This is a genomic window from Sphingomonas sp. 179-A 2A2 NHS (assembly GCF_045371305.1).
Classification (GTDB): domain Bacteria; phylum Pseudomonadota; class Alphaproteobacteria; order Sphingomonadales; family Sphingomonadaceae; genus Sphingomonas.
Genome location: NZ_JBIQDE010000002.1, coordinates 376,825 through 398,368 on the forward strand (window position 1 = coordinate 376,825; position 21,544 = coordinate 398,368).

Here is a 21,544-nt window from a genome sequence, read left to right on the forward strand (position 1 = left end):
GAAGAGGAAGCTGACTCTCTTACGCGCGAGCGCACCTGCGTGCTGCTTATACAGGAGGGGCTCGGAACTTTTCTTGGCGAGCATCGGCTTCGCTTATCGAAACGCTGTGTTGCGATTGTAGCCCATGTGCGGCGACCGCCTTGCCCCGGCGGCGGTAGCGCATGGGCTACACGCGTCCCTTGATCAGAAGCGGACGCCCACACCGGCCATCAGCTGGTGACGATCGGCATCGATATCGAGGCCCTTCTGATCGCCGTAATGCGAGTAGCGGTACTCGCCCTTCACGTAGAAGCGCGGGTTGATCGCGACCTCGACGCCGGCGCCGGCGCGGAAGCCATCGAGATTGGTCGAATCCTTCAGCGTCGTCGGCCCGGTGGTGATGCGCGTCGTGACGCGGGCATTGGTGTAGCCGGCCTTGGCGTAGATCATCGCGCGCGGCGAGAGGACGTACCCGACCCGCGCACCGAGATAGAGGTCGCGGCCGAGATCGCTGCGGAAGCCGACATCGCGCTGGCGCACCGTGGAATCGGTGATCTCGCCTTCGAGGCCGAGCCGCACCTGGCCGAGCGCGGCATCATAGCCGCCGGCGGCGCCGTAGGTGAAACCGCCCTTGCCATCACCGTCGCCCGAGATGTGATCGTAGCCGGCGAGTGCCTCCAGCCGGAAGCCGCTGAAATCGGGCTTGCCGCCGTCCTGCGCCAGGGCCGGCGTGGTGAGGAGGGCCGCGGCGGCGGCGGTGGTGATGACGAACAATCGCATGATGAATCCCCTTGTCGTGCCGCCGGGCTGGCGGCCTTGCGAGGGCCGGTTTGCGGTGCGGGGCGCGGCTGTCCCATCGCTGCGCGCCAAAAGCCGTTGCTTTCGCGCCCGTGGCGACCAAAAGCGGGCGGATGGCGATAAACCCTTTTGAGCGCCGCGGTCGTGATTTCGTCGCGCGGCATGGAGAGACTGTATTCAATGCTGCCCGCCGGCTGCAGGGCGAGGCACCGCATACCCCGCTGACCCGCGCCGGTTTCGCCCAGGCGGAGGAGATGGGCCGCGCGCTGCGCGACTATCTGGGGCCCAAGCCGAAGCTGACCATGTATGCTTCCGCCACCGGCCGCGCGCTGCAGACGCTGGCGATCATCGCCGAGCATCTGGAACTCGACTGGCACGAGGCGAAGCATGACGGGCGGCTGATCGAGATCGGCATGGGAAGCTGGGGCGGCCGTTATTACTCCGACGTGGTCGGCGAGGTTGGTCCGGTGATCGACGAGCGCGGCCTGCTGCGCTGCGCCCCCGATGGCGAGCGCTACGAAGCGATCGCGGAGCGCGTGTCGGGCTGGCTGCGCGAGACGATGGACGACCACGGCGACCGGCTGGTGATCATGCACGGCATTTCCAGCCGGGTGATGCGCGGCGTGATGACCGGTGCGCCGATCGACCCGTGCGGGGCGCCCGTGATGGACGCGCATCCGCAAGGCACGGTGACGATGCTGGAGCGCGGGCGCGAGACGGTGATCCACCTTGGCACGGGGCATGCCCCGGCTTGATCGCGCTGCTCGCCCTGTTGCTGGCGAGCGATCGGACGGCGATCGGCGTCTATGACGCCTGGGGTGCATTCCGCGAAGGATCGCCGCCGCGCTGCTATGCGATCAGCGCGCCGGTGCGCGGATCGCGCGCACGCCGGGCGGCGACCAAGCCGTTCGCAAGCGTGGCGGCGCATTTCGGGCGCACGCGGCGCCCCGCGCTGTTCATCCGCCTGTCGACCGAACGAAGCGCGCGCGCGCCGGTGACGCTGGCGATCGGGGAGCGGCGCTTCACCCTGTCGGGCAATGCGCGGGCGGCGTGGTCCCCGGATGCGGCTACCGACCGCGCGATCGTGGCGGCCATGCGTGGCGGCCGAAGCATGAGCATATCATCGGTAAGCGCGAGCGGGCGGCCGTTTGCCGACAGCTATGCGCTGGGCGGCGCGGCGACGGCGATCGACGCGGCGGTGCTGGGGTGTGTGGGGTGATCTGATCTCCTCCCGCTTCCGGGCGGGAGCGTGAGGCGGGAGCCTCGACAGGCTCGGCACGAACGGGACGGTGGGAGATTGGCTGGTGGGCAAGGGCAAGGCCCCTCGCCGACCCCTCTCGCGAGCGGGAGGGGAGTTTGGGCGGCCGGCTGGAAACTCCCGGGCTTTTGCGCTATATGCGCGCGATGCAGACACTGTCGGCCGCTCCCATGCCCATACCGGGGCACATCGATCCCGTGCCCGTTGCACGCGCCATCACCCCGCGTGAGGACGGCCGCGTCGACCTCGTCGGCCTGTCACGCGATGAAGTGCGCGAGGCGCTGGCCGCCGCCGGGTTGGAGCCCAAGCAGGCGAAGCTGCGCGCCAAGCAGATCTTCCACTGGATCTACAATCGCGGCGCGACCGACTTTTCGGTGATGACCGACATCGCCAAGGCGCAGCATCCGTGGCTGACCGAGCGGTTCGTGATCGGACGTCCCGCCGTGGTGGAGGCGCAGGTATCGACCGACGGTACGCGCAAGTGGCTGCTGCGATCCGACGACGGGCAGGATTACGAGATGGTGTTCATCCCCGATGCGGATCGGGGGACCCTGTGCGTGTCGAGCCAGGTCGGCTGCACGCTGAACTGCCGTTTCTGCCACACCGGCACGATGCGGCTGGTGCGCAATCTGACGGCGGGCGAGATCGTCGGCCAGGTGATGCTGGCGCGTGACGCGCTGGGCGAATGGCCGAGCCAGCCCGAGGGCCGCATGCTCACCAACATCGTGATGATGGGGATGGGCGAGCCGCTGTATAATTTCGACAATGTGCGCGACGCTTTGTCCGTGGTGATGGACGGCGACGGCCTGGCGCTGTCGAAGCGGCGTATCACACTGTCCACGTCCGGCGTGGTGCCGATGATGGCCCGTGCGGGCGCGGAGATCGGCGTCAACCTGGCCGTCTCACTGCACGCGGTGACCAAGGAAGTGCGCGACGAGATCGTGCCCTTGAACCGCAAATACGGGATCGAGGAGCTGCTGCAGGCGTGCGCCGATTATCCCGGCGCGAACAACGCCCGGCGCATCACGTTCGAGTACGTGATGCTGAAGGACAAGAACGATTCGGATGACGACGCGCGCGAACTGGTGCGCCTGATCCGGCACTACAAGCTGCCGGCGAAGGTGAATTTGATCCCGTTCAATCCCTGGCCGGGCGCGCCGTATGAGTGTTCGACGCCGGAGCGGATCCGGGCGTTCTCGAACATCATCTTCGAGGGTGGCATTTCCGCGCCGACCCGCACCCCGCGCGGGCGCGATATCGATGCGGCATGCGGCCAGCTGAAGACCGCCGCGGAGAAGAAGACCCGCGCAGAGCTGGACCGGCAGGCGGAGGAAAAGCTCGCCGCTTTGGGGTGAGCGTTGCGGTTGCTTGAAGGTGAGCGGGACCCCGGATCACGTCCGAAGCGACACTGAGCTGTTACGTTGCCGCGCAGGATCTGCGTTGCGTGGATGACGGCGGAGTTGCGGGCGCGCCGCGTCTCGACTTCGCTGGTTACGACCGGATGAGCCGGCCTTTTACGCCGTCTCGATCAGGCGATCGGCCTGGGCGCGGGCTTCGTCGGTGATCGTGGCGCCCGACAGCATGCGGGCGATTTCCTCGCGGCGTTCGGCGTCGTCGAGCTGACGCACGCCGGTGCGGGTGACCACGCCGTCGTTGCGCTTGGCGATGAGGAGGTGCGCGGCGCCGCGGGCGGCGACTTGTGGCGAGTGCGTCACGACCAGCAATTGCGCGCTGGAGGCGAGGCGGTGGAGGCGTTCGCCGATCGCCGAGGCCACCGCGCCGCCGACGCCGCGGTCGATCTCGTCGAAGATCATCGTCGCTGCTCCGCCTTCCTCGGCGAGCGCGACCTTCAGCGCGAGGATGAAGCGCGAAAGCTCGCCGCCCGAAGCGATCTTGATCAGGGCGCCGAACGGCGCGCCGGGGTTGGTCGCGATCTCGAACTCGACGCGGTCGCGCCCGGCGGGGCCCCATTGCTCCTCGGGCAGCTCGGCGACGGTGGTGCGGAAGCGAGCGGCATCGAGCTTCAGCGGCGGCAGTTCGGCGGCGACGGCAGCGTCGAGGCGGGCAGCGGCGGCGGCGCGATCGGCCGACAGGCGCTCGGCGGCGGCGAGATAGCTGGTGCGCGCGGTCGCGGCGCGCTGCTGGAGCGCAGCGATGCCTTCCTCGCCGGCCTCCAGCCGATCACGGCGGCCGCGCAGTTCCTCGGCGAGGGCCGCGAGATCGTCGGGCTGAACGCGGTGCTTGCGGGCCATGGCGCGAAGCTCGAACAGGCGGGCCTCGTCATCCTCCAACGCCCGGGGATCGAAGCTCAGGGCGCGCGCGGCCTCGGCCACCTGCTCGGCGGCATTGCCGGCCTCGATCATCGCGCGGTCGATCGCGGCCAGCGCTTCGGCCAGCGCCTCGTGATCGCCGGAGATACGATCGAGGATGCGGGCGGCCTGGCGCATGTTCGACATCGCGCCGTCGGACCCCTCGAGCGTATCGGCGAGAGCGTTCAGATCCTCGGTGATCTTTTCCGACCGCTGCATGATGCGGCGGCGTTCGGCGAGCGCTTCCTCCTCGCCCACTTCCGGTGCGAGCGAATCGAGTTCGGCGACGGCGTGGTCGAGCCATTCGCGGTCGCGCGCTGCGGTCTCGATCTCGGCGCGCGCCTCGGCCAGCGCGTCCTCCGCCTCGCGCCAGCTGCGCCACGACTGCGCCACGGCGGCGGTGTCGAGCCGGGCGAACGTATCGAGCAAGGCGCGGTGGCCGCGCGGGTTCAGGAGGCCGCGATCGTCGTGCTGGCCGTGGATCTCGACGAGGCGCGTGCCGAGCTCGCGCAGCAGCGCCGCGGAAGCGGGCTGGTTGTTGACGAAGCCGCGGCTGCCGCCGTCCGCCTTCACCACGCGGCGAACGATCAGCGGCTCGCCCGAATCGGCCTCGATGCCATTGTCGTCGAGCAGCGCGGCGACGCCGGGGGGCGGATCGAAGGTGGCGGTGACGCTGGCCTGCGCGGCGCCGTGGCGCACGAGGCCGCTGTCCCCGCGCGCACCGAGCGCGAGACCCAGGGCATCGAGCAGGATCGACTTGCCCGCCCCGGTTTCGCCGGTGAGGACGCCAAGGCCGGGGCCGAAATCGAGGTCGAGCGCCTCGATCAGCACCACGTCGCGGATCGAGAGCGCGGTCAGCATGGGTGCGTCAACGCCCTAGGATGCGCGGGGTGCCTCAGGGGTTCTGCGGCGCATCCGCCGAGGGCGTGTCCGATGCGGGCGGCGTGCCGGGCTGGACGCCGGTGGGCGTCGCGGTGCTGGGCGCGTTGCCGCCGGGCGTGGCGCCTGCGCCGCCGCTGGTGGTGGCCGGCGTGGGGGCGCCCGGTGCCTCGGCACGCGGGGTGGGCGCATCGCCCTCGATCGGCAGCACTTCCACCTCGGTCCGCGGCGGGGTGGCCGGCGCGGGCACGGTGAGCTGCGGCACGACCTGTTCGCCCGGCGCGAGCGGCTTGATCGGCGTCGCCGGGTTCTCGCCGAGCAGATCGAAGGCGCGCTTGTACCAATAGGTTTCGGGGTAATTGGCGCCGAGCACCGCGGCGGCGCGCTTCGCCTCTTCGCGCACGCCGAGGGCCAGATACGTCTCGGTCAGGCGCATCAGCGCCTCGGGCGTGTGCGTGGTGGTCTGATAATCGTCGACGACCTTGCGGAAGCGCAGCGTGGCGGCGAGCCACTGGCCGCGGCGTTCGTAGAAGCGGCCAACTTCCATTTCCTTGCCCGCGAGGTGATCGCGCACGAGGTCCATCTTCAGCCGCGCATCGGCGGCATAGCGGCTGTTGGGATAGCGACGGGTGAGCTCGCCAAGCGCGTCCTGTGCCTGCTCGCTGATCTTCTGATCGCGCGTGACGTCGCTGATCTGCTCGTAATAGCTCATCGCGATCAGGTAATAAGCGTAGGGCGCGTCGCGGTTGCCGGGGTGGACCGACAGGAAGCGCTGCGCGCCCTGGATCGCGGCGGTGTAGTTCTTCGCCAGATAGTTGCTGAACGCGCCCATCAGCTGCGCGCGCCGGGCCCAGACCGAATAGGGATGCTGGCGCTCCACCTCGTCGAACAAGGCGGCAGCCACCTTGTACTGGCGCTGATCCAGCTTTTGCTTGGCGGCGGTGTACAGCGTGCCCACGTCGCGCGCGACATAGGGAAGATCACCCTTGGTGCTGTTGCGGGCGCAACCCGCCATCGGCAGGGCGACTGCCGCAAGCAGCAGAGCGACGAGTGGGCGGGACGGATTGATACGCATCGGGAAGGGCCTTTAGCGCAGGGCGGCGCATGCGAACAATGGCGAAACGTTCGCGCCGGTTCGGGGGAAGAAGCGATGTGAAACAGGTTGGTCGTGGCAGCGTTGAGCGGGTAACGAAACATCTTCCAAGATCGGGGCATAAAGATGACTGCAACCTTGCTGGCCACCAAGCGCGTCGAAAAGCCGTGGGGACGCCACAAGCTGTATCCCGGCTTTCCCGATCCCGCGCCCGGCGGCGAGCCGATCGGCGAGGTGTGGTTCCAGTCGCCGCACCCCGAAGAACCCGAGATGCTGATCAAGTACCTGTTCACCAGCGAGAAGCTGTCGGTGCAGGACCATCCGTCGGACGAGGAAGCGCACAAGCGCGGCCTGCCGCGCGGCAAGGACGAATGCTGGCTGATCCTGGACGCCGAGCCGGATTCGACGATCGCGATCGGCCCCAAGCAGCCGATGACCGCCGACGAGCTGCGCGCCAGCGCACTGGACGGTTCGATCGAGGACAAGCTGGACTGGAAGCCGGTGAAGGCCGGGGACTTCTATTATTCGCATTCCGGCGTGGTCCATGCGATCGGCGCGGGGCTGACGCTGATCGAGGTGCAGCAGAATTCCGACACCACTTATCGCCTGTATGACTATGGGCGGCCGCGCGAGCTTCACCTCGACGACGGGATCGCGGTGGCGGACCTCAACCCCTATGTCGCGCCGCCGCAGCCCGGCACGGTCGAGCCGGGACGCACGATCCTGGTGGAAGGGCCCAAGTTCGTGCTGGAGCGCTGGACCGGCGGCAAGCGCGACATCGCGCTGCCCGAGGGCAAGACGGGCTGGCTGGTGCCGATCCGCGGCGAGGGCGTGATCGGCGGCGTCGCGTGGAAGGCGGGCGAGTGCGTGATGGTGACGGGCGAGGAGATCCTGCACGCGTCCGTCGATGCGGACATGCTGTTCGCCTATCCGGGGACGACCCGCATCTGATCGCCAATCGCCGCCGGGAGGCGCGCCACAGGGGGGAATAGCCGCGTGGAACGGCGAACTTGATCGATTGGGCCGCGGTGGCGCTGGCGGCGGGCGCGGGCGTCATCGGCGGGGCGATGAACGCCCTGGCGGGGGGCGGCACCTTTGCGACGCTGCCCGCGCTGCTGGGCATGGGGCTGCCCGCCAATATCGCCAATGCGACATCGAACTTCGCCTTGCTGCCGGGCGCGGCGACCAGCGCCTGGGCGTTTCGCGACGAGCTGGAGCCGGTGGGCGGGCTGTCCGTGCGCGTGCTGGCGAGCGTCACCTTCCTTGCGGGGCTGGTGGGCAGCGCATTGCTGGTGCTGACCCCGTCGCGCACGTTCGACCTCATCATCCCCTGGCTAGTGCTCTACGCCTTCGTGGTGCTGGCGTTCGGGCAGCGCGCGTCGGCGTGGCTGGCGGCGCGGGTGACGATCGGCGTGCCGACACTGATCGTGGTGCAGGTGCTGCTGGGCATTTACGGCGGGTATTTCGGCGGCGGCGTCGGGCTGATGATGACCGCGACCTATGGCCTGCTGGCGGGGCTGGACCCGCGGCGCATGTTCGCGCCGCGCACGCTGATGCTGGCGGTGGCGAATGCCGCGGCGGCGATCGTCTTCGTCGCGGCGGGCATGGTGGCGTGGACCGCGTTCGTGCCGATGATGCTGGGCGCGATCCTTGGCGGATGGGGCGGGGCGGCCGTCGGCAAGCGGCTGCCGCCGGTCGCGGTGCGCATCTGGACCCTGTTCGTGACCGGCGCCACGACACTGGTGTTCTTCTGGCGCGCCTATACCTGAGGATGATCCGCGCTGCCTTCGCCGCGGCGCCGCGCCATGCTAGATGATCGCCGATGACTGCCGTCTATCGCCATCGGCTCGCCACGCGGATCTGGCATGCGATCAACGCAGTCGCGATCTTCATCCTGATCGGATCGGGCCTCGGCATCTCGAACGCGCATCCCCGCCTGTACTGGGGACATTATGGCGCGAACTTCGATCATGCCTGGTGGCAGCTGCCGCGTTTTCCCGCGTGGCTGACGATCCCGGCCAACTACAATCTGGCACTCTCCCGCCGCTGGCATCTGTTCTTCGCGCTGGTGCTGGCGTTCGGGCTGCTCGGCTACATGATCGTCAGCCTGATCAACCGCCACTTCGCGCGTGACCTGCGCGTGCGGCGCGCCGAGCTGGCGCCGAGGCACCTGATCGAGGACGCGCAGGCGCATCTCGATTTCCGCTTCCACGATCCGGAACGGCCGCTGGCCTATAACATCTGGCAGAAGCTGTCGTACGTCGGCGTGATCTTCGTGCTGCTGCCGCTGGTGATCCTGACGGGCCTGGCGCTGTCCCCGAACATGGACGCGGCCTGGCCGTGGCTGATCGAGCTGTTCGGCGGGCGGCAATCGGCGCGCTCGATCCATTTCCTGTGCATGATCGCGCTGACGCTGTTCGTCATCATCCACCTATCGCTGGTGATCCTGGCCGGGCCGCTCAACGAGGTGCGTTCGGTAATCACCGGCTGGTGGCGAGTGCCAGAGGAGCCGCGGCCATGATCATCTCGCGGCGGCGGCTGATCGCGGGCGGGGCGCTGGGCGGTGCGGCGCTGCTGGCGGGATGCGACCGGGTGATCGAGCAGCCCGCGGCGCGGCGGATCCTGTTCATGGGCGAGGACATGCACCGCGGGCTGCAGCGCGCGCTGACCAACCGCGATGCGCTGGCGCCCGAGTTCCGGCCCGACCAACGATCACCCTTCTTCCGACCGAACGGCACGCGCGATCCGGGCACGCCCGAATATGCCGCGCTGCGCGATGGGCGGTTCGCGGACTGGCGGCTGGCGGTGGGCGGGCTGGTGGCGCGGCCGCTGTCCTTGAGCCTCGCCGATCTTGGCGCGATGCCGCAGCGTGCGCAGATCACGCGCCACGATTGCGTGGAGGGGTGGAGCGCGATCGGCAAGTGGCAGGGACCGCAACTGGGCCAGGTGCTGAAGGCGGCGGGGATGCGCGACGGCGCGCGCTACATCGTCTTCACCTGCGCCGACCTGTACGGCGGCGCACCTTATTATGAATCGATCGACCTGATCGACGCCTTTCACCCGCAGACGATCCTGGCCTGGGCGCTGAACGACCGGTTCCTGCCGGTGATGAACGGCGCGCCGTGCCGCCTGCGAGTGGAGCGGCAGCTGGGATACAAGCACGCCAAATATCTGATGCGGATCGACGCCGTGGCGAGCCTTGCAGGCGTAGGCAAAGGCAAGGGTGGCTATTGGGAGGATAATGTCGATTACGATTGGTATGCCGGCATCTGATTGTTACGGGTTCGCACCATGGCCCTGATCGATATCTTCCTCTCGCGCGCCGTGAAGCGCGGAACGTTGACCCTTCATCGCCCCAAGGCTGCGACGCGCACCTATGGCACGCCGGAGCCAGGCTTTCCCGACGTGACGATCCGCTTCGCCGACAGCCGCGTTGCGCTTACGATCGCGCGCAACCCCGCGCTTGGCGCGGGCGAATGCTTCATGAACGGGCGGCTGATCGTCGAGAAGGGCGACATTCGGGACCTCGTCGAGCTGCTGAAGCGCAACGATGCCTGGGAATCGGGGCAGAAGAACCTGAAGCCCGGCCTTGCCGCGCGCACCTTCAACGCGGTGAAATATCGCGCCGACCGGATCAACATGGAGCGCCGATCGAAGCGCAACGTGGCGCATCACTATGACCTGTCGGGACGTTTGTACGACCTCTTCCTCGATCGCGACAAGCAGTACAGCTGCGCGTATTTCACCGATCCGGGCAACAGCCTGGAGCAGGCGCAGGAAGACAAGAAGGCGCATATCGCGGCCAAGCTGGCGCTGAAGCCGGGGATGCGCGTGCTGGACATCGGCTGCGGCTGGGGCGGCATGGCGCTGTACCTCAACAAGCATTTCGACGTCGACGTGCTGGGCGTGACGCTGTCCGAAGAGCAGCTGAAGGTAGCGCGCGAGCGCGCTGCCGAGGCGGGCGTCGCCGACCGGGTGAAGTTCGAGCTGATCGATTATCGCCGCGTCACGGGAAGCTTCGACCGGATCGTCTCGGTCGGCATGTTCGAGCATGTCGGGCCGCCGCAGTATCGCACGTTCTTCCGCAAGTGCCGCGAGCTGCTGACCGATGATGGCGTGATGCTGCTGCACACGATCGGCCGCATGGGTCCTCCGGGCGTCACCGACGACTGGACCGCAAAATACATCTTCCCGGGCGGCTATAACCCGGCGCTGAGCGAGATCGTGACGGCGTATGAGGGGCTGAAGCTGTTCCCGACCGATATCGAGGTGCTGCGCGTCCATTACGCGTACACGCTCGACCATTGGTACGACCGGACGGTGGCGGCCAAGGACGCGATCGTCGCGCTGTATGACGAGCGCTTCTTCCGCATGTGGACCTTCTACCTCGCCGGCGCGGCGGCGGCGTTCCGCAACGGGGGGCTGTGCAATTACCAGGTGCAGCTGACCAAGGGGCGCTATTCGGTGCCGCTGACGCGCGATTACATGATCGAGGGCGAGCGCAAGCTGCGCGAGGGGTAAGGGGGTTGCCGTTGCCCCGGACTGGACCGGGGCCCCGCTGCCTTGCTCGTCAGGTACAGAAGAAGCGGGATCCCGGGTCGAGCCCGGGGTGACGGTGGGATGTGGGATCAGCCGCCGCCGTGGAGGTTGATCTTCTGACCGTTGGTATATTCGCCGTCGGCCGAAACGAAATAAGCGACCGCCGCGGCGACATCCGCCGGGGTGGAGACGCGGCCGAAGGGGGATTGTGCCGCCAGATCGTGGATATCCGCCACGCCGCGCGTCGCCTTGGCTAGCCGCTCGCCCATGTCGGTGACAGTGAGTCCGGGGGCGACAATGTTGGTGCGGATGTTGTTGGGCCGCTCCTCCTTCGACAGAACGAGCGCGAGTGCCTCGGCCGCGGCCTTGCCCATCGAATAGGGCGCACCATTGGGGGCATGATAGAGCGTCGCAACGCTGGAAATCATGATGATGTCGCCGCGACCCTTTTCTTTGGCGCGTTCACGCATCGAGGGGAGGACGAGCTTCGACATGTAGTGCGGCGCGAAGCAGTGGGTGCGCATGACACGCTCGAACTCGGCCGGGTCGGTATCGGCGACGCTCTGCCCACGGCTGGCGATGCCGGCGTTGTTGACGAGGATATCGATGCCGCCGAAGTCAGCGACGACCGCGCCGACCAGTTTCTCGCAATCCTCGAACCGGTCGACCGAGGCGGCATAGGCCTTGGCGCGGCGGCCGAGGCCTTCGATCTCGCGCACCACTTCCTCGGCGGCCTCGGCATCGCGTCGGTAGTTGACCGCGACGTCGGCGCCGTCGCGCGCCAGGCGGAGCGCAATCTCGCGCCCGATGCCGCGGCCCCCGCCGGTTACCAGTGCGACCCGGCCCTCAAGTCCCCCACTCATGCCGCCTGCTCCTTGCTCTTCTTGCTGTAATTCGGGCGGCGCTTCTCGAAGAACGCCTTGATGCCCTCGCCGAAATCGGGGGCGGTCGCGCACAGGATCTGGTTGCGGTCCTCCATCGCCACTGCCGCCTCTAGGCTGGGCGCGTCGATCGACATGCGCAGGCACTCCTTGGTGAGGCGAAGGCCCATCGGCGAGGTGGTGAGCATCTGTTCGATCAGCGGCGCGGCGGCTTCCTCCATCTGGTCGTCCGGCACGACGCGGCTGACGAGGCCGGTGGCGAGTGCGCGATCGGCGGTGATGAAATTGCCGGTGAGCATGAATTCGGCTGCCACGCTCGCGCCGACCAGGCGGGGGAGGAAGTAGCTGACGCCGATGTCGCAGGCGGAAAGGCCAATGCGGATGAAAGCGGCGTTCATGCGGACGGATTCGCCCGCGATGCGGATGTCCGATGCCAGCGCCATCGCGAAGCCGCCGCCGCATGCGGGCCCGTGGACCAGGCTGATGATCGGCTGCGGGCAATAGCGCATCTTCATCACGATCTCGGCGATCGAGCGCTGGTGCGCGAGGCGATCGATCGTATCGAACTCGGAACGGCCGCCCTCCTGAAGATCGAGGCCGGCGCAATAAGCGCGGCCGGCGCCCTTCAGCACGACGACGCGGCAGTCGCGATCCTTGTGGAGCGCGCCGAAATAATGGCTCAGCTCCTCGACGTGGCGATCGTTCAGCGCATTCAGGACGTGCGGGCGGTTCATCGTCACCCAATCGACTTCGCCCCGGCGCTCGACCGAGATCATCTCATATTCCAACGTGCCTCTCCCGTTCCTGCTTGTTGCACTGATCTGTTGACGGCGCATCCTACATAACTAAAGTTATCCTGCAATCGCGAGGTCGCATGAGACCCGCGCACGACTCGGGAGGGGATGCTTTGAAGCTTGGACCAGATATCGCCGCGATCATCACTGGCGGCGCCTCGGGACTGGGGCTCGCGACGGCGAAGGCGCTGCGCGCGGAAGGCGTGAAGGTCGCGCTGTTCGACAAGAATGGCGAGATCGGCCCGGGCGTCGCGGAGGAAATCGGCGCGGTCTATTGCGAAGTGGACGTCATGGACCAGGCGTCGGTCGACGCCGGCTTCGCCAAGGCGCGTGCAGCGAACGGCCAGGAGCGTATCCTGGTGAACTGCGCCGGTGGCGGCTTCGGCGGGCCGAACAAGACGGTCGCGCGGTCGAAGGAAGACGGCTCGATCAAGCCCTATCCGGTCGAGAACTACCAGAAGACGATCGAGCTGAACCTCGTCGGCTCGTTCCGCTGCATCGTCGGCGCGGCTGCCGGGATGATGACGCTGGAGCCGACCGAGGATGGCGACCGCGGCGCGATCGTCAACACCGCGAGCGTCGCGGCGGAGGACGGCCAGATCGGGCAGGTGGCCTATACCTCGGCCAAGGCGGGCATCGTCGGCATGACGCTGAACGTCGCGCGTGACCTGTCGTCGGAAGGCATCCGCTGCAACACGATCCTGCCGGGCATATTCGACACGCCGCTGCTGGGCCGTGCGAAGCCGCAGGTGAAGGCCGCGCTTTCCGCCATGGTGCCGTTCCCCAAGCGGCTGGGCATGCCGGAGGAATATGCCAAGCTTGCGCTGGAGATGATCCGCAACGGCTATTTCAACGGCGAGGACGTGCGGCTGGACGGCGCGATCCGGATGCAGCCCAAGTAACCAACAGGATGGCAGCTTCCCGTTCGTGCTGGGCATGGCCGAAGCACGAACGGCGCGGGCGGGGAGAGTTTAGATGAACTTCGATTATTCCGACGACCAGAAGATGCTGAAGGACGAGGCGCGCAAGTTCCTCGCCGCGAAGTGCGACGCCAAGGTGGTTCGCGGCGTGCTCGACAATGACGACCGCGCCTATGACGAGGCGCTGTGGAAGGGCGTGGCCGAGCAGGGCTGGCTGGGCGCGGCGATCCCTGAGGAGTTCGGCGGGCTGGGGCTCGGCCATGTCGAGCTGTGCGCGCTGGCGGAGGAACTGGGCCGCGCCTGTGCGCCGATCCCGTTCGCCTCGACCGTTTACTTCGTCGCCGAGGCGCTGATGAAGTTTGGCTCGCAGGAGCAGAAGGCCAAGTGGCTGCCGAAGATCGCCGCGGGCGAAGTGATCGGCGCGTTCGCGACGGCCGAGGGCAAGGGGCCGGTGACGGTGCGCTCGATCAAGACGAGCGTGTCGGGCGGGAAGCTGACCGGCGAGAAGATCCCGGTCACCGATGGCGATGTCGCTGACCTGATCGTCGTGCTGGCCAAGGACGGGCTGTATCTGGTCGAGAAGGGCGAGGGCGTATCGGCCGAGGTACTGACGACGCTGGACCCGACGCGATCGGCGGCGAAGCTGACCTTCTCCGGCGCGCCGGCCGAGCGGCTGGGGGACGAGGACGGCATTGCGGCGATGCAGGCGGTGTTCGACCGCGCGGCGATCCTGCTGGCGTTCGAGCAGGTCGGCGGTTCGGACAAGTGCCTGGAGATGGCCAAGGCCTATGCGCTGGAGCGCCATGCCTTTGGGCGCGCGATCGCCGGCTATCAGGCGATCAAGCACAAGCTGGCCGACATCTATGTGAAGAACGAGATCGCGCGGTCGAACGCCTATTACGGCGCCTGGGCGCTCAACACCGATGCGGGCGAGCTGCCGCTGGCGGCGGCGACCGCGCGCGTCGCGGCGAGCGAGGCGTTCTGGTTCGCCGCCAAGGAAAATATCCAGACGCATGGCGGCATCGGCTTCACCTGGGAAGCGGACCCGCAGCTTTATTACCGTCGCTCGCGGCAGCTCAGCCTCGTGGCGGGTGCGCCCGCGACGTGGCGTGAGCGGCTGGTGAGCCAGCTTGAAATGAAGAACGCCGCCTGAGCGCGTGAGAGGATAGCGAGATGGACTTCAACGATTCCCCGGAAGAAGCCGAGTATCGCGCCAAGGCGCGCGCCTGGCTGGAAAAGAACGTCGCCGAGCACAAGGCGATGAATCACGCCGACGACATGGCGGCGGGCAAGGCGTGGCAGCGGCGCAAGGCCGAGGCCGGCTATGCGCAGATCACCTGGCCCAAGGAATGGGGCGGCGCCGGCGGCACGCCGATCCAGTCGGTGATCTTCGGCCAGGAAGAGGCCAAGTTCCCCGTGCAATACGGCTATTTCACCATCGGGCTCGGCATGTGCGTGCCGACCGTGATGGCCTTCGCCGATGCCGATACCAAGAAGCGCTTCGTCGGCCCGGCGCTGCGCGGGGAGGAAATCTGGTCGCAGCTGTTCTCCGAACCCGCGGGTGGCTCCGACGTGGCGGCGATCCGCACCCGTGCGGTGCGGGACGGCGACGATTGGGTGGTGAACGGCCAGAAGGTGTGGACATCTGGCGCGCATTATTCGGACTATGGCATCGTCCTGGTCCGCACCAACCCGGACGTGCCCAAGCACAAGGGCCTGACGATGTTCTGGCTCGACCTGAAATCGCCGGGAGTCGAGATCCGGCCGATCCACCAGATGTCGGGCGGGTCGAACTTCAACGAAGTGTATTTCACCGACGTTCGCATCCCCGATTCGCAGCGGCTGGGCGCGGTGGACGACGGCTGGAAGGTCGCGCTGGTCACGCTGATGAACGAGCGGCTCGCGGTCGGCGGTGCGAGCGGGGCGAGCCCGAAGGAGATCCTGGCGCTGGCCAAGGATCTGGACGCGGCGGACGGCCCGCTGATCAAGGACAGCGCGTTCCGCCAGCGGCTGGCCGACTGGTACGTCCAGTCCGAGGGGCTGAAGAACACCCGCATGCGCACGATGACCGCGCTGAGCCGCGGGCAGACGCCGGGACCGGAAAGCTCGATCGGCAAGATCATCGCCGCCAACGTGCTGCAGGACCTGGGCAATGCCGCGGTGGAGGCGGAGGATCAGTATGGGATCATCAACGATCCCGCGCTGCTGCCGCTGAAGGGGCTGTTCCAGGGCGCGGTGATGAACGCGCCGGGCCTGCGCATCGCCGGCGGCACCGACGAGATCCTGAAGAACATCATCGCCGAGCGCGTGCTTGGCCTGCCGGGCGAAATCCGGACGGACAAGGACGCGGCGTTCAAGGATCTCGCCGGCTGAGGCGATGTAGAAGGATCAACTGACGATCGTTACCGGGGTTCGGCGGGCGACGGGAATGCAGCGGTTCGATGCCGCTGCCGCTCCCCGGCTCTCCGGACCCCGGTGTTCGTCCGGCGTCCGACGTCGCGAGATCTATCGCCCGCACCGGCGATCGCCGTCCGGATTTTCCAAACGCAGCCGCGTTATGCGAACGGCCGATGCCGGCGGCATCGGGGCGGTGTTGCCCTGACGCCACGGTGTGGCCCGGGAACGTCGCTGCTGCATTCACTGGGTGTTCAATCCCTTACCGCTATGCCACCCCCGATGCGGATGCTCATTCCCCTTGCCTTGCTGTTGCCGGCCGCGCCCGTTGCCGCGCAACCGGGCGACCAGCAGCGCGACGGCATCGCCGCGTGGCGGGCGTTGCGCGAAGGACGCATCCTTTCGATCAAGGACATCGAGCGGCGGGTGATCCCGACGATGAAGGACGCGCAATATATCGGTTTCGATTTCGAGATGCCGAGCGCGATCTACACGCTGAAGTTCCTCAAGGACGGCAATGTCATCTGGGTGGATGTGGATGGACGTTCCGGCCAAGTGATCGGTCGCACCGGCAAGTGAGCACACTTTTGCGCACGCCACGGCGGTGCTAACCACCCCTCTTCATTTCCGGGAGTCACCATGCGCGTCCTGATCGTCGAGGATGAGCCCAATCTGGGCCAGCAATTGAAGAATACGCTGGAGGGCGCCGGCTATGCGATCGACCTCGCCACGGACGGCGAGGAAGGGCATTTCCTCGGCTCGACGGAGAATTACGACGCGATCGTGCTCGATCTTGGCCTGCCGGAGATCGACGGGCTGACCGTGCTCGACCGCTGGCGCAAGGAAGGCAAGGTGACGCCGGTGCTGGTGCTGACGGCGCGTGACAGCTGGTCCGACAAGGTGGCCGGGCTCGACGCTGGCGCGGACGATTATGTCGCCAAGCCGTTCCAGACCGAGGAACTGATCGCCCGCCTGCGCGCGCTGATCCGCCGGGCATCCGGCAACGCCTCGTCCGAGCTGACGGCTGGCGACGTTCGCCTCGACACCCGATCGGGCAAGGTGACGCGCGCCGGCGAGCCGGTGAAGCTTACCGCGCAGGAATACAAGCTGCTGTCATACCTGCTGCATCACAAGGGCAAGGTGGTCAGCCGCACCGAGCTGATCGAGCACATCTACGACCAGGATTTCGACCGCGATTCGAACACCATCGAAGTGTTCGTGACGCGCATCCGAAAGAAGCTGGGCCAGGACGTGATCACCACGATCCGCGGCCTTGGTTACAGCCTGGAAGATCCGTCGGCGTGAAGATCGCTCGGCTCTTCCCATAGGCCGATGCGGGCATAGCCTGCCTCGCGCCAGCTGTCGGGGGCGGCAAGGCTCGAGTCCACGCTGGCGACGCCGGGGACGTTGCTGGAGGAAACCGCGGGGGGAACGGCATAGGCGGGGGTGATGCCGGCAATCGCCCAGGACGCCAGCAGGAAGCCGGCAAGCATGCTGACGACAAGACCGCCCAAGAACCCGACGGCATATAACGGAAAGGTACGCGCCACGACTGGTCTCCCTTCTCCGCTGCCCAACATCATGGCGACGACATGGTTCCGAATCGCGACGAAGTGAACAACGGCGCAAAGATCCGGCGTGCGGGATCCTTGACGCGTCGCATGATCGTGATCGCGGCAGTGTGGATCAGCTTGCTGCTGGCGGGCGGAGGATTTGCGCTCGACCGCGTGCTGACTTCTGCCGTCACGCAAAACTTCGACGATCAACTGGAATATGTGCTTCGTTCCTTGCTGGTCTCAGCCGAAATCGGCCCGGACGGCGAGGTGATGTTCAACCGCGAGCCGGCCGACCAGCGCTTCCTGGAGCCGTATTCGGGGCTCTACTGGCAGGTTTCCGCCAAGGGGCGGGAGGCGTTTCCGTCACGATCCTTGTGGGACCGGCAGCTCGATTATGGCCAGCCGCACGACGATCGCGCGGTGCACATCTACGACAGCACGCAGTTCGGTGCGGAAAAGCTGCGCGTCGTCGAGCGCGACGTGAAGCTGCCGGGATCGGACGTGCGCTGGCGGTTCCAGGTGGCGCAGAGCCGCGAGGGGCTGGACGCGCAGATCGGCGCGCTACGCCGCACGCTGGTGCGCAGTTTCCTGTTGCTTGGGCTGGGACTGGTGGTTCTGGCGGCGCTGCAGACGTTCTACGGGCTGCTGCCGCTGAGGAAGCTGCGGCTGGAGATCGCGCGGATGCGCGGCGGGCGGACGAACCGCGTTGGCGGGCCGATGCCGAACGAAGTCGCGCCGATGGTGGAGGAGCTGAACGCCCTTGTCGCGCATAACGAGACGCAGGCGGAGGAAGCGCGGCGCCACGCCGGGAACCTCGCCCATGCGCTGAAGACGCCGCTGACGGTGATCATGAATGCGGCGACCGCGCAGTCGGACGATCTGGCGGACACCGTGGTGCGCGAGGCGCGCACGATGCGGCGGCAGGTGGACCATCATCTGGCGCGCGCCCGCGCGGTCGGCCGGCGCGGATCGGCGCACAGCCGGGCGGAGGTGTGGCCGAGTGTCGAATCGGTCGAGCGGGCAGTGCGGCGGCTCTATCCGCATGTGCGGGTGGACGTGGACGGGCCGAAGGACCTGGTCGCGCACATCGAGCGGCAGGACCTCGACGAGATCATGGGCAACCTGGTCGAGAATGCCGCGAAATATGGCGGCGGCAGCGTGTTCGTGACCGTGGGCGCGCAGGCCGGGTTCGTCGAGATCCTCGTCGAGGATGACGGGATGGGCATTCCCGAGGAAGACCGCATGCGGATCTTCGATCGCGGAGTGCGGCTGGATACGGGGAAGCCGGGGACCGGCCTTGGCCTCGCGATCGTGCGCGACGTGGCGGAGATCTACGAAGGCACGGTGAGCCTGGAAGAGAGCGAGGACCTGGGCGGGCTGCTGGTGCGGCTGCGGCTGCCGATGGCGACGTGATGGGGTAAGGAGCGGACCCCGGACCTAGGCCGGGGTGGCGCAAGTTGCTCGGCCAGCCCCGACGTCCCGCGGGACGACGGGGTTGGCGGTCAGGCCGCTTCCCTTACCCGCATGGCGTCTGCGGCGATGGCGATGCTGCGCTTGCGGGCTTCGTGATCGTAGATGCTGCTGGTGAGCATCACTTCGTCGACGCCGGTGCGCTTGACGAAGGCTTCAATGCCGGCGGCAACGTCGTCGCGGTCACCGATCGCGCTGCACGAGAGCACCGAGTTCAGGATCGCGGCATGTGAGCGCGGCAGGCTTTCCAGATAGCCGCGGACGGGCGGCTTCATCTTGCCCGGGTTGCCGGTGCGCAGCGCAACGAACTGCTGCTGCTGCGAGCTTGCCAGGAACTCCGCCTCGTCGCGCGTCTCCGCGGCGAAGACGTTGAAGCCGGCCATCGCATACGGCTTGTCGAGCGCCGCCGAGGGGCGGAAATCGCGGCGGTAGATGGCCATGGCTTCGTCCAGCGCATCGGGCGCGAAATGCGACGCGAAGGCATAAGGCAGGCCGAGGATCGCGGCGAGCTGCGCGCCGAAGGTGGAGGAGCCGAGAATCCACAGCTCGGGCTTCGCGCCGGCGCCGGGGGTGGCGGTGATGCCGGTGCGGCCATCGTCCGCGAAATAGCTCTGCAGCTCGACCACATCGTTCGGGAAGGCGTTGGGATCGCTGTCGAGCGTGCGGCGGATCGCGCGGGCGACGCGCTGATCGCTTCCGGGGGCGCGGCCGAGGCCGAGATCGATCCGGCCGGGGAAGAGCGCGTCGAGCGTGCCGAACTGCTCGGCGATCTGCAGCGGCGCGTGATTGGGCAGCATGATGCCGCCGGCGCCGACCCGGATCGTGCTGGTCGCTGCGCCGACGTGCGCGATCACCACCGCGGTGGCGGCCGACGCGATGCCGGCCATGCCGTGATGCTCGGCCACCCAATAGCGGTTGTAGCCATTGGCCTCCGCATGGCGCGCGAGATCCGCGGCATTCGCGAGCGCGCCGGCGACGGTGCCGCCTTCGACGACGGGGACGAGATCGAGCAGCGAATATTTGGTCATATTCGAAATGTGGGCCGACCGGTTGCGGATCGCAACCGTGCTTTGCCCTTCAGCCGGCCCAAGCTGGGCTTGGGGAGGATGTACGGCGATCGGCATTGCCCAATGCGCGCGTGCCGCTTAACGCACCGCCATGCCGCCGGACCTTGACCATATCCGCGCCTGGGTCTTCGATCTCGACAACACGCTGTATCCGTCGAGCGCGGACCTGTTCGCGCAGATCGATGCGAAGATGACCGATTACATCGCGCGGCTGCTGGACCTCGACCGCGTGGAAGCGCGCCGGATCCAGAAGGCGTATTTCTTCGGCCATGGCACGACGCTGGCCGGGCTGATGGCCGAGCACCAGGTGGACCCGCACGATTTCCTGAACTTCGTCCATGACGTGGAGATGGACGTGCTGGAGGAGAATGTGCCGCTTGCCGCGGCGGTGGCGAAGCTGCCGGGGCGCAAGGTGGTGTTCACCAACGGCGACGGACCCTATGCGCGGCGCGTGCTCGACCGGCTGGGGCTGGGGCGAAGCTTCGAGGCGATCCACGACATCCACGCGATGGACCTGGCGCCCAAGCCCGCCGCCTCCGCCTATGAAGGGCTATGCGCCTCGCTCGACATCGATCCCACGACCGCGCTGTTCGCCGACGACATGGCGCGCAACCTGGCGCCGGCCAAGGCGATCGGCATGACGACCGTGTGGGTCGACAATGGATCCGAGCAGGCGGCGGACATGGACCGCAGTTTTATCGATTACACGACCCACGACCTGACGGCGTGGCTGGAAGGGATATTGGAGACGGCATGAGCGACCTCGAAGCGACCATCGACGCAGCCTGGGAGAATCGCGCGGAGATCGGCCTTACCACGGCGGGCGAGGTGCGGATCGCGGTGGACCGGGCGCTGGCGCTGCTCGATTCGGGCGCGGCGCGCGTGGCGGAGCCGGACGGCGAGGGCGGCTGGCGCGTCAACCAGTGGCTGAAGAAGGCGGTGCTGCTGTCGTTCCGCCTCAATGACAATGCGCTGATCGACAACGGGCCGGGCGCTGGCCACTGGTTCGACAAGGTGCCGTCGAAATTCTCTGGCTGGAGCGAGGGCGAGTTCCGCGATGCCGGTTTCCGCGCGGTGCCGGGCAGCGTGGTGCGGCGCGGCGCCTTCATCGGCAAGGGCGCGATCCTGATGCCGAGCTTCGTCAACATCGGGGCTTATGTCGGCGAGGGGACGATGGTCGATACCTGGGCGACGGTGGGCAGCTGCGCGCAGATCGGCAAGAACGTCCACCTTTCGGGCGGCGCGGGGATCGGCGGCGTGCTGGAGCCGCTGCAGGCGGACCCGGTGATCATCGGGGACGGCGCGTTCATCGGTGCACGGTCCGAAGTGGCGGAAGGCGTGCGCGTCGGCGAAGGCGCGGTGCTGTCGATGGGCGTGTACCTTGGCGCCTCGACCAAGATCATCGACCGCGCGACGGGCGAGACGTTCATCGGCGAAGTGCCGCCTTATGCCGTGGTGGTGCCGGGAACGACGACGACCTCGGGCGGGCTGGGCCTGTATTGCGCGGTGATCGTGAAGCGCGTCGACGAGCGCACCCGCAGCAAGACGAGCATCAACGAGCTGCTGCGCGACTGAGGCGGGGGCGGGCGCCGGGCTCGTTTGCGCCG

23 protein-coding genes are annotated in these 21,544 nt (G+C 67.5%); 16 read left to right on the forward strand and 7 right to left on the reverse strand.

The window, feature by feature from the left end; translation table 11 throughout:
- Positions 1 to 183 precede the first annotated feature (183 nt).
- A complete protein-coding gene (locus tag ACH0AE_RS05010; protein ID WP_294443588.1) occupies positions 184 to 759 on the reverse strand; it encodes an outer membrane protein in 576 nt (191 codons plus the stop codon).
- A gap of 131 nt (positions 760 to 890) precedes the next feature.
- Here ACH0AE_RS05010 and ACH0AE_RS05015 point away from each other — a divergent pair, with 131 nt between their 5' ends.
- From ACH0AE_RS05015 to rlmN, 3 genes are all read left to right on the forward strand, one after another.
- Positions 891 to 1,532 carry a histidine phosphatase family protein gene (locus tag ACH0AE_RS05015; RefSeq protein WP_294443589.1) on the forward strand — a complete coding sequence of 214 codons (642 nt, stop codon included), beginning with the start codon at positions 891 to 893 and terminating at the stop codon, positions 1,530 to 1,532.
- On the forward strand, positions 1,529 to 1,996 hold the full coding sequence (locus tag ACH0AE_RS05020; RefSeq protein WP_294443590.1) for a hypothetical protein: 468 nt from the start codon (positions 1,529 to 1,531) through the stop codon (positions 1,994 to 1,996). Before ACH0AE_RS05015 ends, ACH0AE_RS05020 begins: the two co-directional genes overlap by 4 nt.
- 209 nt (positions 1,997 to 2,205) lie before the next feature.
- Positions 2,206 to 3,390, forward strand: a complete 1,185-nt coding sequence (gene rlmN / locus ACH0AE_RS05025) for a 23S rRNA (adenine(2503)-C(2))-methyltransferase RlmN (RefSeq protein ID WP_294443591.1) — start codon at positions 2,206 to 2,208, stop codon at positions 3,388 to 3,390.
- A 159-nt stretch (positions 3,391 to 3,549) separates the two neighbouring features.
- On the opposite strand, the gene recN is transcribed toward rlmN, so the two are convergent.
- A complete protein-coding gene (gene recN, locus ACH0AE_RS05030) occupies positions 3,550 to 5,205 on the reverse strand; it encodes a DNA repair protein RecN (protein WP_294443592.1) in 1,656 nt (551 codons plus the stop codon).
- Positions 5,206 to 5,239: 34 nt separating this feature from the next.
- The gene (gene bamD, locus ACH0AE_RS05035; protein ID WP_294443594.1) at positions 5,240 to 6,298 is read right to left on the reverse strand and encodes an outer membrane protein assembly factor BamD; all 1,059 of its coding nucleotides are present in this window, start codon (positions 6,296 to 6,298) and stop codon (positions 5,240 to 5,242) included.
- A 144-nt stretch (positions 6,299 to 6,442) separates the two neighbouring features.
- Here bamD and ACH0AE_RS05040 point away from each other — a divergent pair, with 144 nt between their 5' ends.
- The 5 genes from ACH0AE_RS05040 to ACH0AE_RS05060 are packed head-to-tail and all read left to right on the forward strand — an operon-like array spanning position 6,443 to position 10,837.
- A complete protein-coding gene (locus ACH0AE_RS05040) occupies positions 6,443 to 7,267 on the forward strand; it encodes a class I mannose-6-phosphate isomerase (RefSeq protein WP_294443595.1) in 825 nt (274 codons plus the stop codon).
- A 59-nt stretch (positions 7,268 to 7,326) separates the two neighbouring features.
- On the forward strand, positions 7,327 to 8,085 hold the full coding sequence (locus tag ACH0AE_RS05045) for a sulfite exporter TauE/SafE family protein (protein ID WP_294443596.1): 759 nt from the start codon (positions 7,327 to 7,329) through the stop codon (positions 8,083 to 8,085).
- Between the two features lie 53 nt (positions 8,086 to 8,138).
- Positions 8,139 to 8,837, forward strand: coding sequence for a cytochrome b/b6 domain-containing protein (locus ACH0AE_RS05050; protein ID WP_294443597.1), 699 nt, complete (start codon positions 8,139 to 8,141; stop codon positions 8,835 to 8,837).
- Positions 8,834 to 9,589, forward strand: coding sequence for a molybdopterin-dependent oxidoreductase (locus tag ACH0AE_RS05055; protein WP_294443598.1), 756 nt, complete (start codon positions 8,834 to 8,836; stop codon positions 9,587 to 9,589). The genes ACH0AE_RS05050 and ACH0AE_RS05055 overlap by 4 nt, the downstream gene beginning before the upstream one ends.
- A gap of 18 nt (positions 9,590 to 9,607) precedes the next feature.
- On the forward strand, positions 9,608 to 10,837 hold the full coding sequence (locus tag ACH0AE_RS05060) for a cyclopropane-fatty-acyl-phospholipid synthase family protein (protein WP_294443599.1): 1,230 nt from the start codon (positions 9,608 to 9,610) through the stop codon (positions 10,835 to 10,837).
- Between the two features lie 107 nt (positions 10,838 to 10,944).
- On the opposite strand, the gene ACH0AE_RS05065 is transcribed toward ACH0AE_RS05060, so the two are convergent.
- Both ACH0AE_RS05065 and ACH0AE_RS05070 read right to left on the reverse strand, forming a co-directional pair.
- On the reverse strand, positions 10,945 to 11,718 hold the full coding sequence (locus ACH0AE_RS05065) for an SDR family NAD(P)-dependent oxidoreductase (RefSeq protein ID WP_294443600.1): 774 nt from the start codon (positions 11,716 to 11,718) through the stop codon (positions 10,945 to 10,947).
- Positions 11,715 to 12,512 (reverse strand): enoyl-CoA hydratase/isomerase family protein, encoded by a 798-nt coding sequence (locus ACH0AE_RS05070; RefSeq protein ID WP_294443610.1) that lies wholly within the window; start codon positions 12,510 to 12,512, stop codon positions 11,715 to 11,717. The genes ACH0AE_RS05065 and ACH0AE_RS05070 overlap by 4 nt, the downstream gene beginning before the upstream one ends.
- Positions 12,513 to 12,643: 131 nt before the next feature.
- Between ACH0AE_RS05070 and ACH0AE_RS05075 the strand changes: the two genes are divergently transcribed.
- The 5 genes from ACH0AE_RS05075 to ACH0AE_RS05095 all read left to right on the forward strand — a co-directional run bounded on the left by ACH0AE_RS05075 (position 12,644) and on the right by ACH0AE_RS05095 (position 17,149).
- Positions 12,644 to 13,432: an SDR family NAD(P)-dependent oxidoreductase gene (locus tag ACH0AE_RS05075; RefSeq protein ID WP_294443601.1), complete on the forward strand. Its 789-nt coding sequence runs from the start codon at positions 12,644 to 12,646 to the stop codon at positions 13,430 to 13,432.
- Between the two features lie 73 nt (positions 13,433 to 13,505).
- The gene (locus ACH0AE_RS05080; RefSeq protein ID WP_294443602.1) at positions 13,506 to 14,603 is read left to right on the forward strand and encodes an acyl-CoA dehydrogenase family protein; all 1,098 of its coding nucleotides are present in this window, start codon (positions 13,506 to 13,508) and stop codon (positions 14,601 to 14,603) included.
- Positions 14,604 to 14,623: 20 nt separating this feature from the next.
- Entirely contained in the window at positions 14,624 to 15,823 is a 1,200-nt protein-coding gene (locus ACH0AE_RS05085) for an acyl-CoA dehydrogenase family protein (RefSeq protein WP_294443603.1), read from the forward strand.
- 303 nt (positions 15,824 to 16,126) lie between these two features.
- Complete coding sequence (locus tag ACH0AE_RS05090; protein WP_294443604.1) at positions 16,127 to 16,423, forward strand: hypothetical protein; 297 nt, start codon at positions 16,127 to 16,129, stop codon at positions 16,421 to 16,423.
- Positions 16,424 to 16,483: 60 nt separating this feature from the next.
- Entirely contained in the window at positions 16,484 to 17,149 is a 666-nt protein-coding gene (locus ACH0AE_RS05095; RefSeq protein ID WP_406875506.1) for a response regulator transcription factor, read from the forward strand.
- Here the strand turns inward: ACH0AE_RS05095 and ACH0AE_RS05100 are convergent.
- Positions 17,122 to 17,394 carry a hypothetical protein gene (locus ACH0AE_RS05100; RefSeq protein ID WP_294443606.1) on the reverse strand — a complete coding sequence of 91 codons (273 nt, stop codon included), beginning with the start codon at positions 17,392 to 17,394 and terminating at the stop codon, positions 17,122 to 17,124. The genes ACH0AE_RS05095 and ACH0AE_RS05100 overlap by 28 nt on opposite strands.
- Before the next feature lie 42 nt (positions 17,395 to 17,436).
- Between ACH0AE_RS05100 and ACH0AE_RS05105 the strand changes: the two genes are divergently transcribed.
- Positions 17,437 to 18,813: an ATP-binding protein gene (locus ACH0AE_RS05105; RefSeq protein ID WP_294443607.1), complete on the forward strand. Its 1,377-nt coding sequence runs from the start codon at positions 17,437 to 17,439 to the stop codon at positions 18,811 to 18,813.
- A gap of 89 nt (positions 18,814 to 18,902) precedes the next feature.
- Here ACH0AE_RS05105 and ACH0AE_RS05110 read toward each other — a convergent pair whose 3' ends face one another.
- The gene (locus ACH0AE_RS05110; RefSeq protein WP_294443608.1) at positions 18,903 to 19,898 is read right to left on the reverse strand and encodes an LLM class flavin-dependent oxidoreductase; all 996 of its coding nucleotides are present in this window, start codon (positions 19,896 to 19,898) and stop codon (positions 18,903 to 18,905) included.
- A gap of 130 nt (positions 19,899 to 20,028) precedes the next feature.
- Here ACH0AE_RS05110 and ACH0AE_RS05115 point away from each other — a divergent pair, with 130 nt between their 5' ends.
- The gene (locus ACH0AE_RS05115; protein ID WP_406875507.1) at positions 20,029 to 20,694 is read left to right on the forward strand and encodes a pyrimidine 5'-nucleotidase; all 666 of its coding nucleotides are present in this window, start codon (positions 20,029 to 20,031) and stop codon (positions 20,692 to 20,694) included.
- Positions 20,691 to 21,512: a 2,3,4,5-tetrahydropyridine-2,6-dicarboxylate N-succinyltransferase gene (gene dapD / locus ACH0AE_RS05120; protein ID WP_294445245.1), complete on the forward strand. Its 822-nt coding sequence runs from the start codon at positions 20,691 to 20,693 to the stop codon at positions 21,510 to 21,512. Before ACH0AE_RS05115 ends, dapD begins: the two co-directional genes overlap by 4 nt.
- The last annotated feature ends 32 nt before the right edge of the window (positions 21,513 to 21,544 follow it).

Coding starts and splice junctions, on each gene's coding strand:
- ACH0AE_RS05010 (WP_294443588.1), bottom strand. CDS start 759: ATGCGATTGTTCGTCATCACCACCGCCGCCGCCGCGGCCCTCCTCACC.
- ACH0AE_RS05015 (WP_294443589.1), top strand. CDS start 891: ATGGCGATAAACCCTTTTGAGCGCCGCGGTCGTGATTTCGTCGCGCGG.
- rlmN (WP_294443591.1), top strand. CDS start 2,206: ATGCCCATACCGGGGCACATCGATCCCGTGCCCGTTGCACGCGCCATC.
- recN (WP_294443592.1), bottom strand. CDS start 5,205: ATGCTGACCGCGCTCTCGATCCGCGACGTGGTGCTGATCGAGGCGCTC.
- bamD (WP_294443594.1), bottom strand. CDS start 6,298: ATGCGTATCAATCCGTCCCGCCCACTCGTCGCTCTGCTGCTTGCGGCA.
- ACH0AE_RS05040 (WP_294443595.1), top strand. CDS start 6,443: ATGACTGCAACCTTGCTGGCCACCAAGCGCGTCGAAAAGCCGTGGGGA.
- ACH0AE_RS05050 (WP_294443597.1), top strand. CDS start 8,139: ATGACTGCCGTCTATCGCCATCGGCTCGCCACGCGGATCTGGCATGCG.
- ACH0AE_RS05055 (WP_294443598.1), top strand. CDS start 8,834: ATGATCATCTCGCGGCGGCGGCTGATCGCGGGCGGGGCGCTGGGCGGT.
- ACH0AE_RS05060 (WP_294443599.1), top strand. CDS start 9,608: ATGGCCCTGATCGATATCTTCCTCTCGCGCGCCGTGAAGCGCGGAACG.
- ACH0AE_RS05065 (WP_294443600.1), bottom strand. CDS start 11,718: ATGAGTGGGGGACTTGAGGGCCGGGTCGCACTGGTAACCGGCGGGGGC.
- ACH0AE_RS05070 (WP_294443610.1), bottom strand. CDS start 12,512: ATGATCTCGGTCGAGCGCCGGGGCGAAGTCGATTGGGTGACGATGAAC.
- ACH0AE_RS05080 (WP_294443602.1), top strand. CDS start 13,506: ATGAACTTCGATTATTCCGACGACCAGAAGATGCTGAAGGACGAGGCG.
- ACH0AE_RS05085 (WP_294443603.1), top strand. CDS start 14,624: ATGGACTTCAACGATTCCCCGGAAGAAGCCGAGTATCGCGCCAAGGCG.
- ACH0AE_RS05090 (WP_294443604.1), top strand. CDS start 16,127: ATGCGGATGCTCATTCCCCTTGCCTTGCTGTTGCCGGCCGCGCCCGTT.
- ACH0AE_RS05095 (WP_406875506.1), top strand. CDS start 16,484: ATGCGCGTCCTGATCGTCGAGGATGAGCCCAATCTGGGCCAGCAATTG.
- ACH0AE_RS05105 (WP_294443607.1), top strand. CDS start 17,437: ATGGTTCCGAATCGCGACGAAGTGAACAACGGCGCAAAGATCCGGCGT.
- ACH0AE_RS05110 (WP_294443608.1), bottom strand. CDS start 19,898: ATGACCAAATATTCGCTGCTCGATCTCGTCCCCGTCGTCGAAGGCGGC.
- ACH0AE_RS05115 (WP_406875507.1), top strand. CDS start 20,029: ATGCCGCCGGACCTTGACCATATCCGCGCCTGGGTCTTCGATCTCGAC.
- dapD (WP_294445245.1), top strand. CDS start 20,691: ATGAGCGACCTCGAAGCGACCATCGACGCAGCCTGGGAGAATCGCGCG.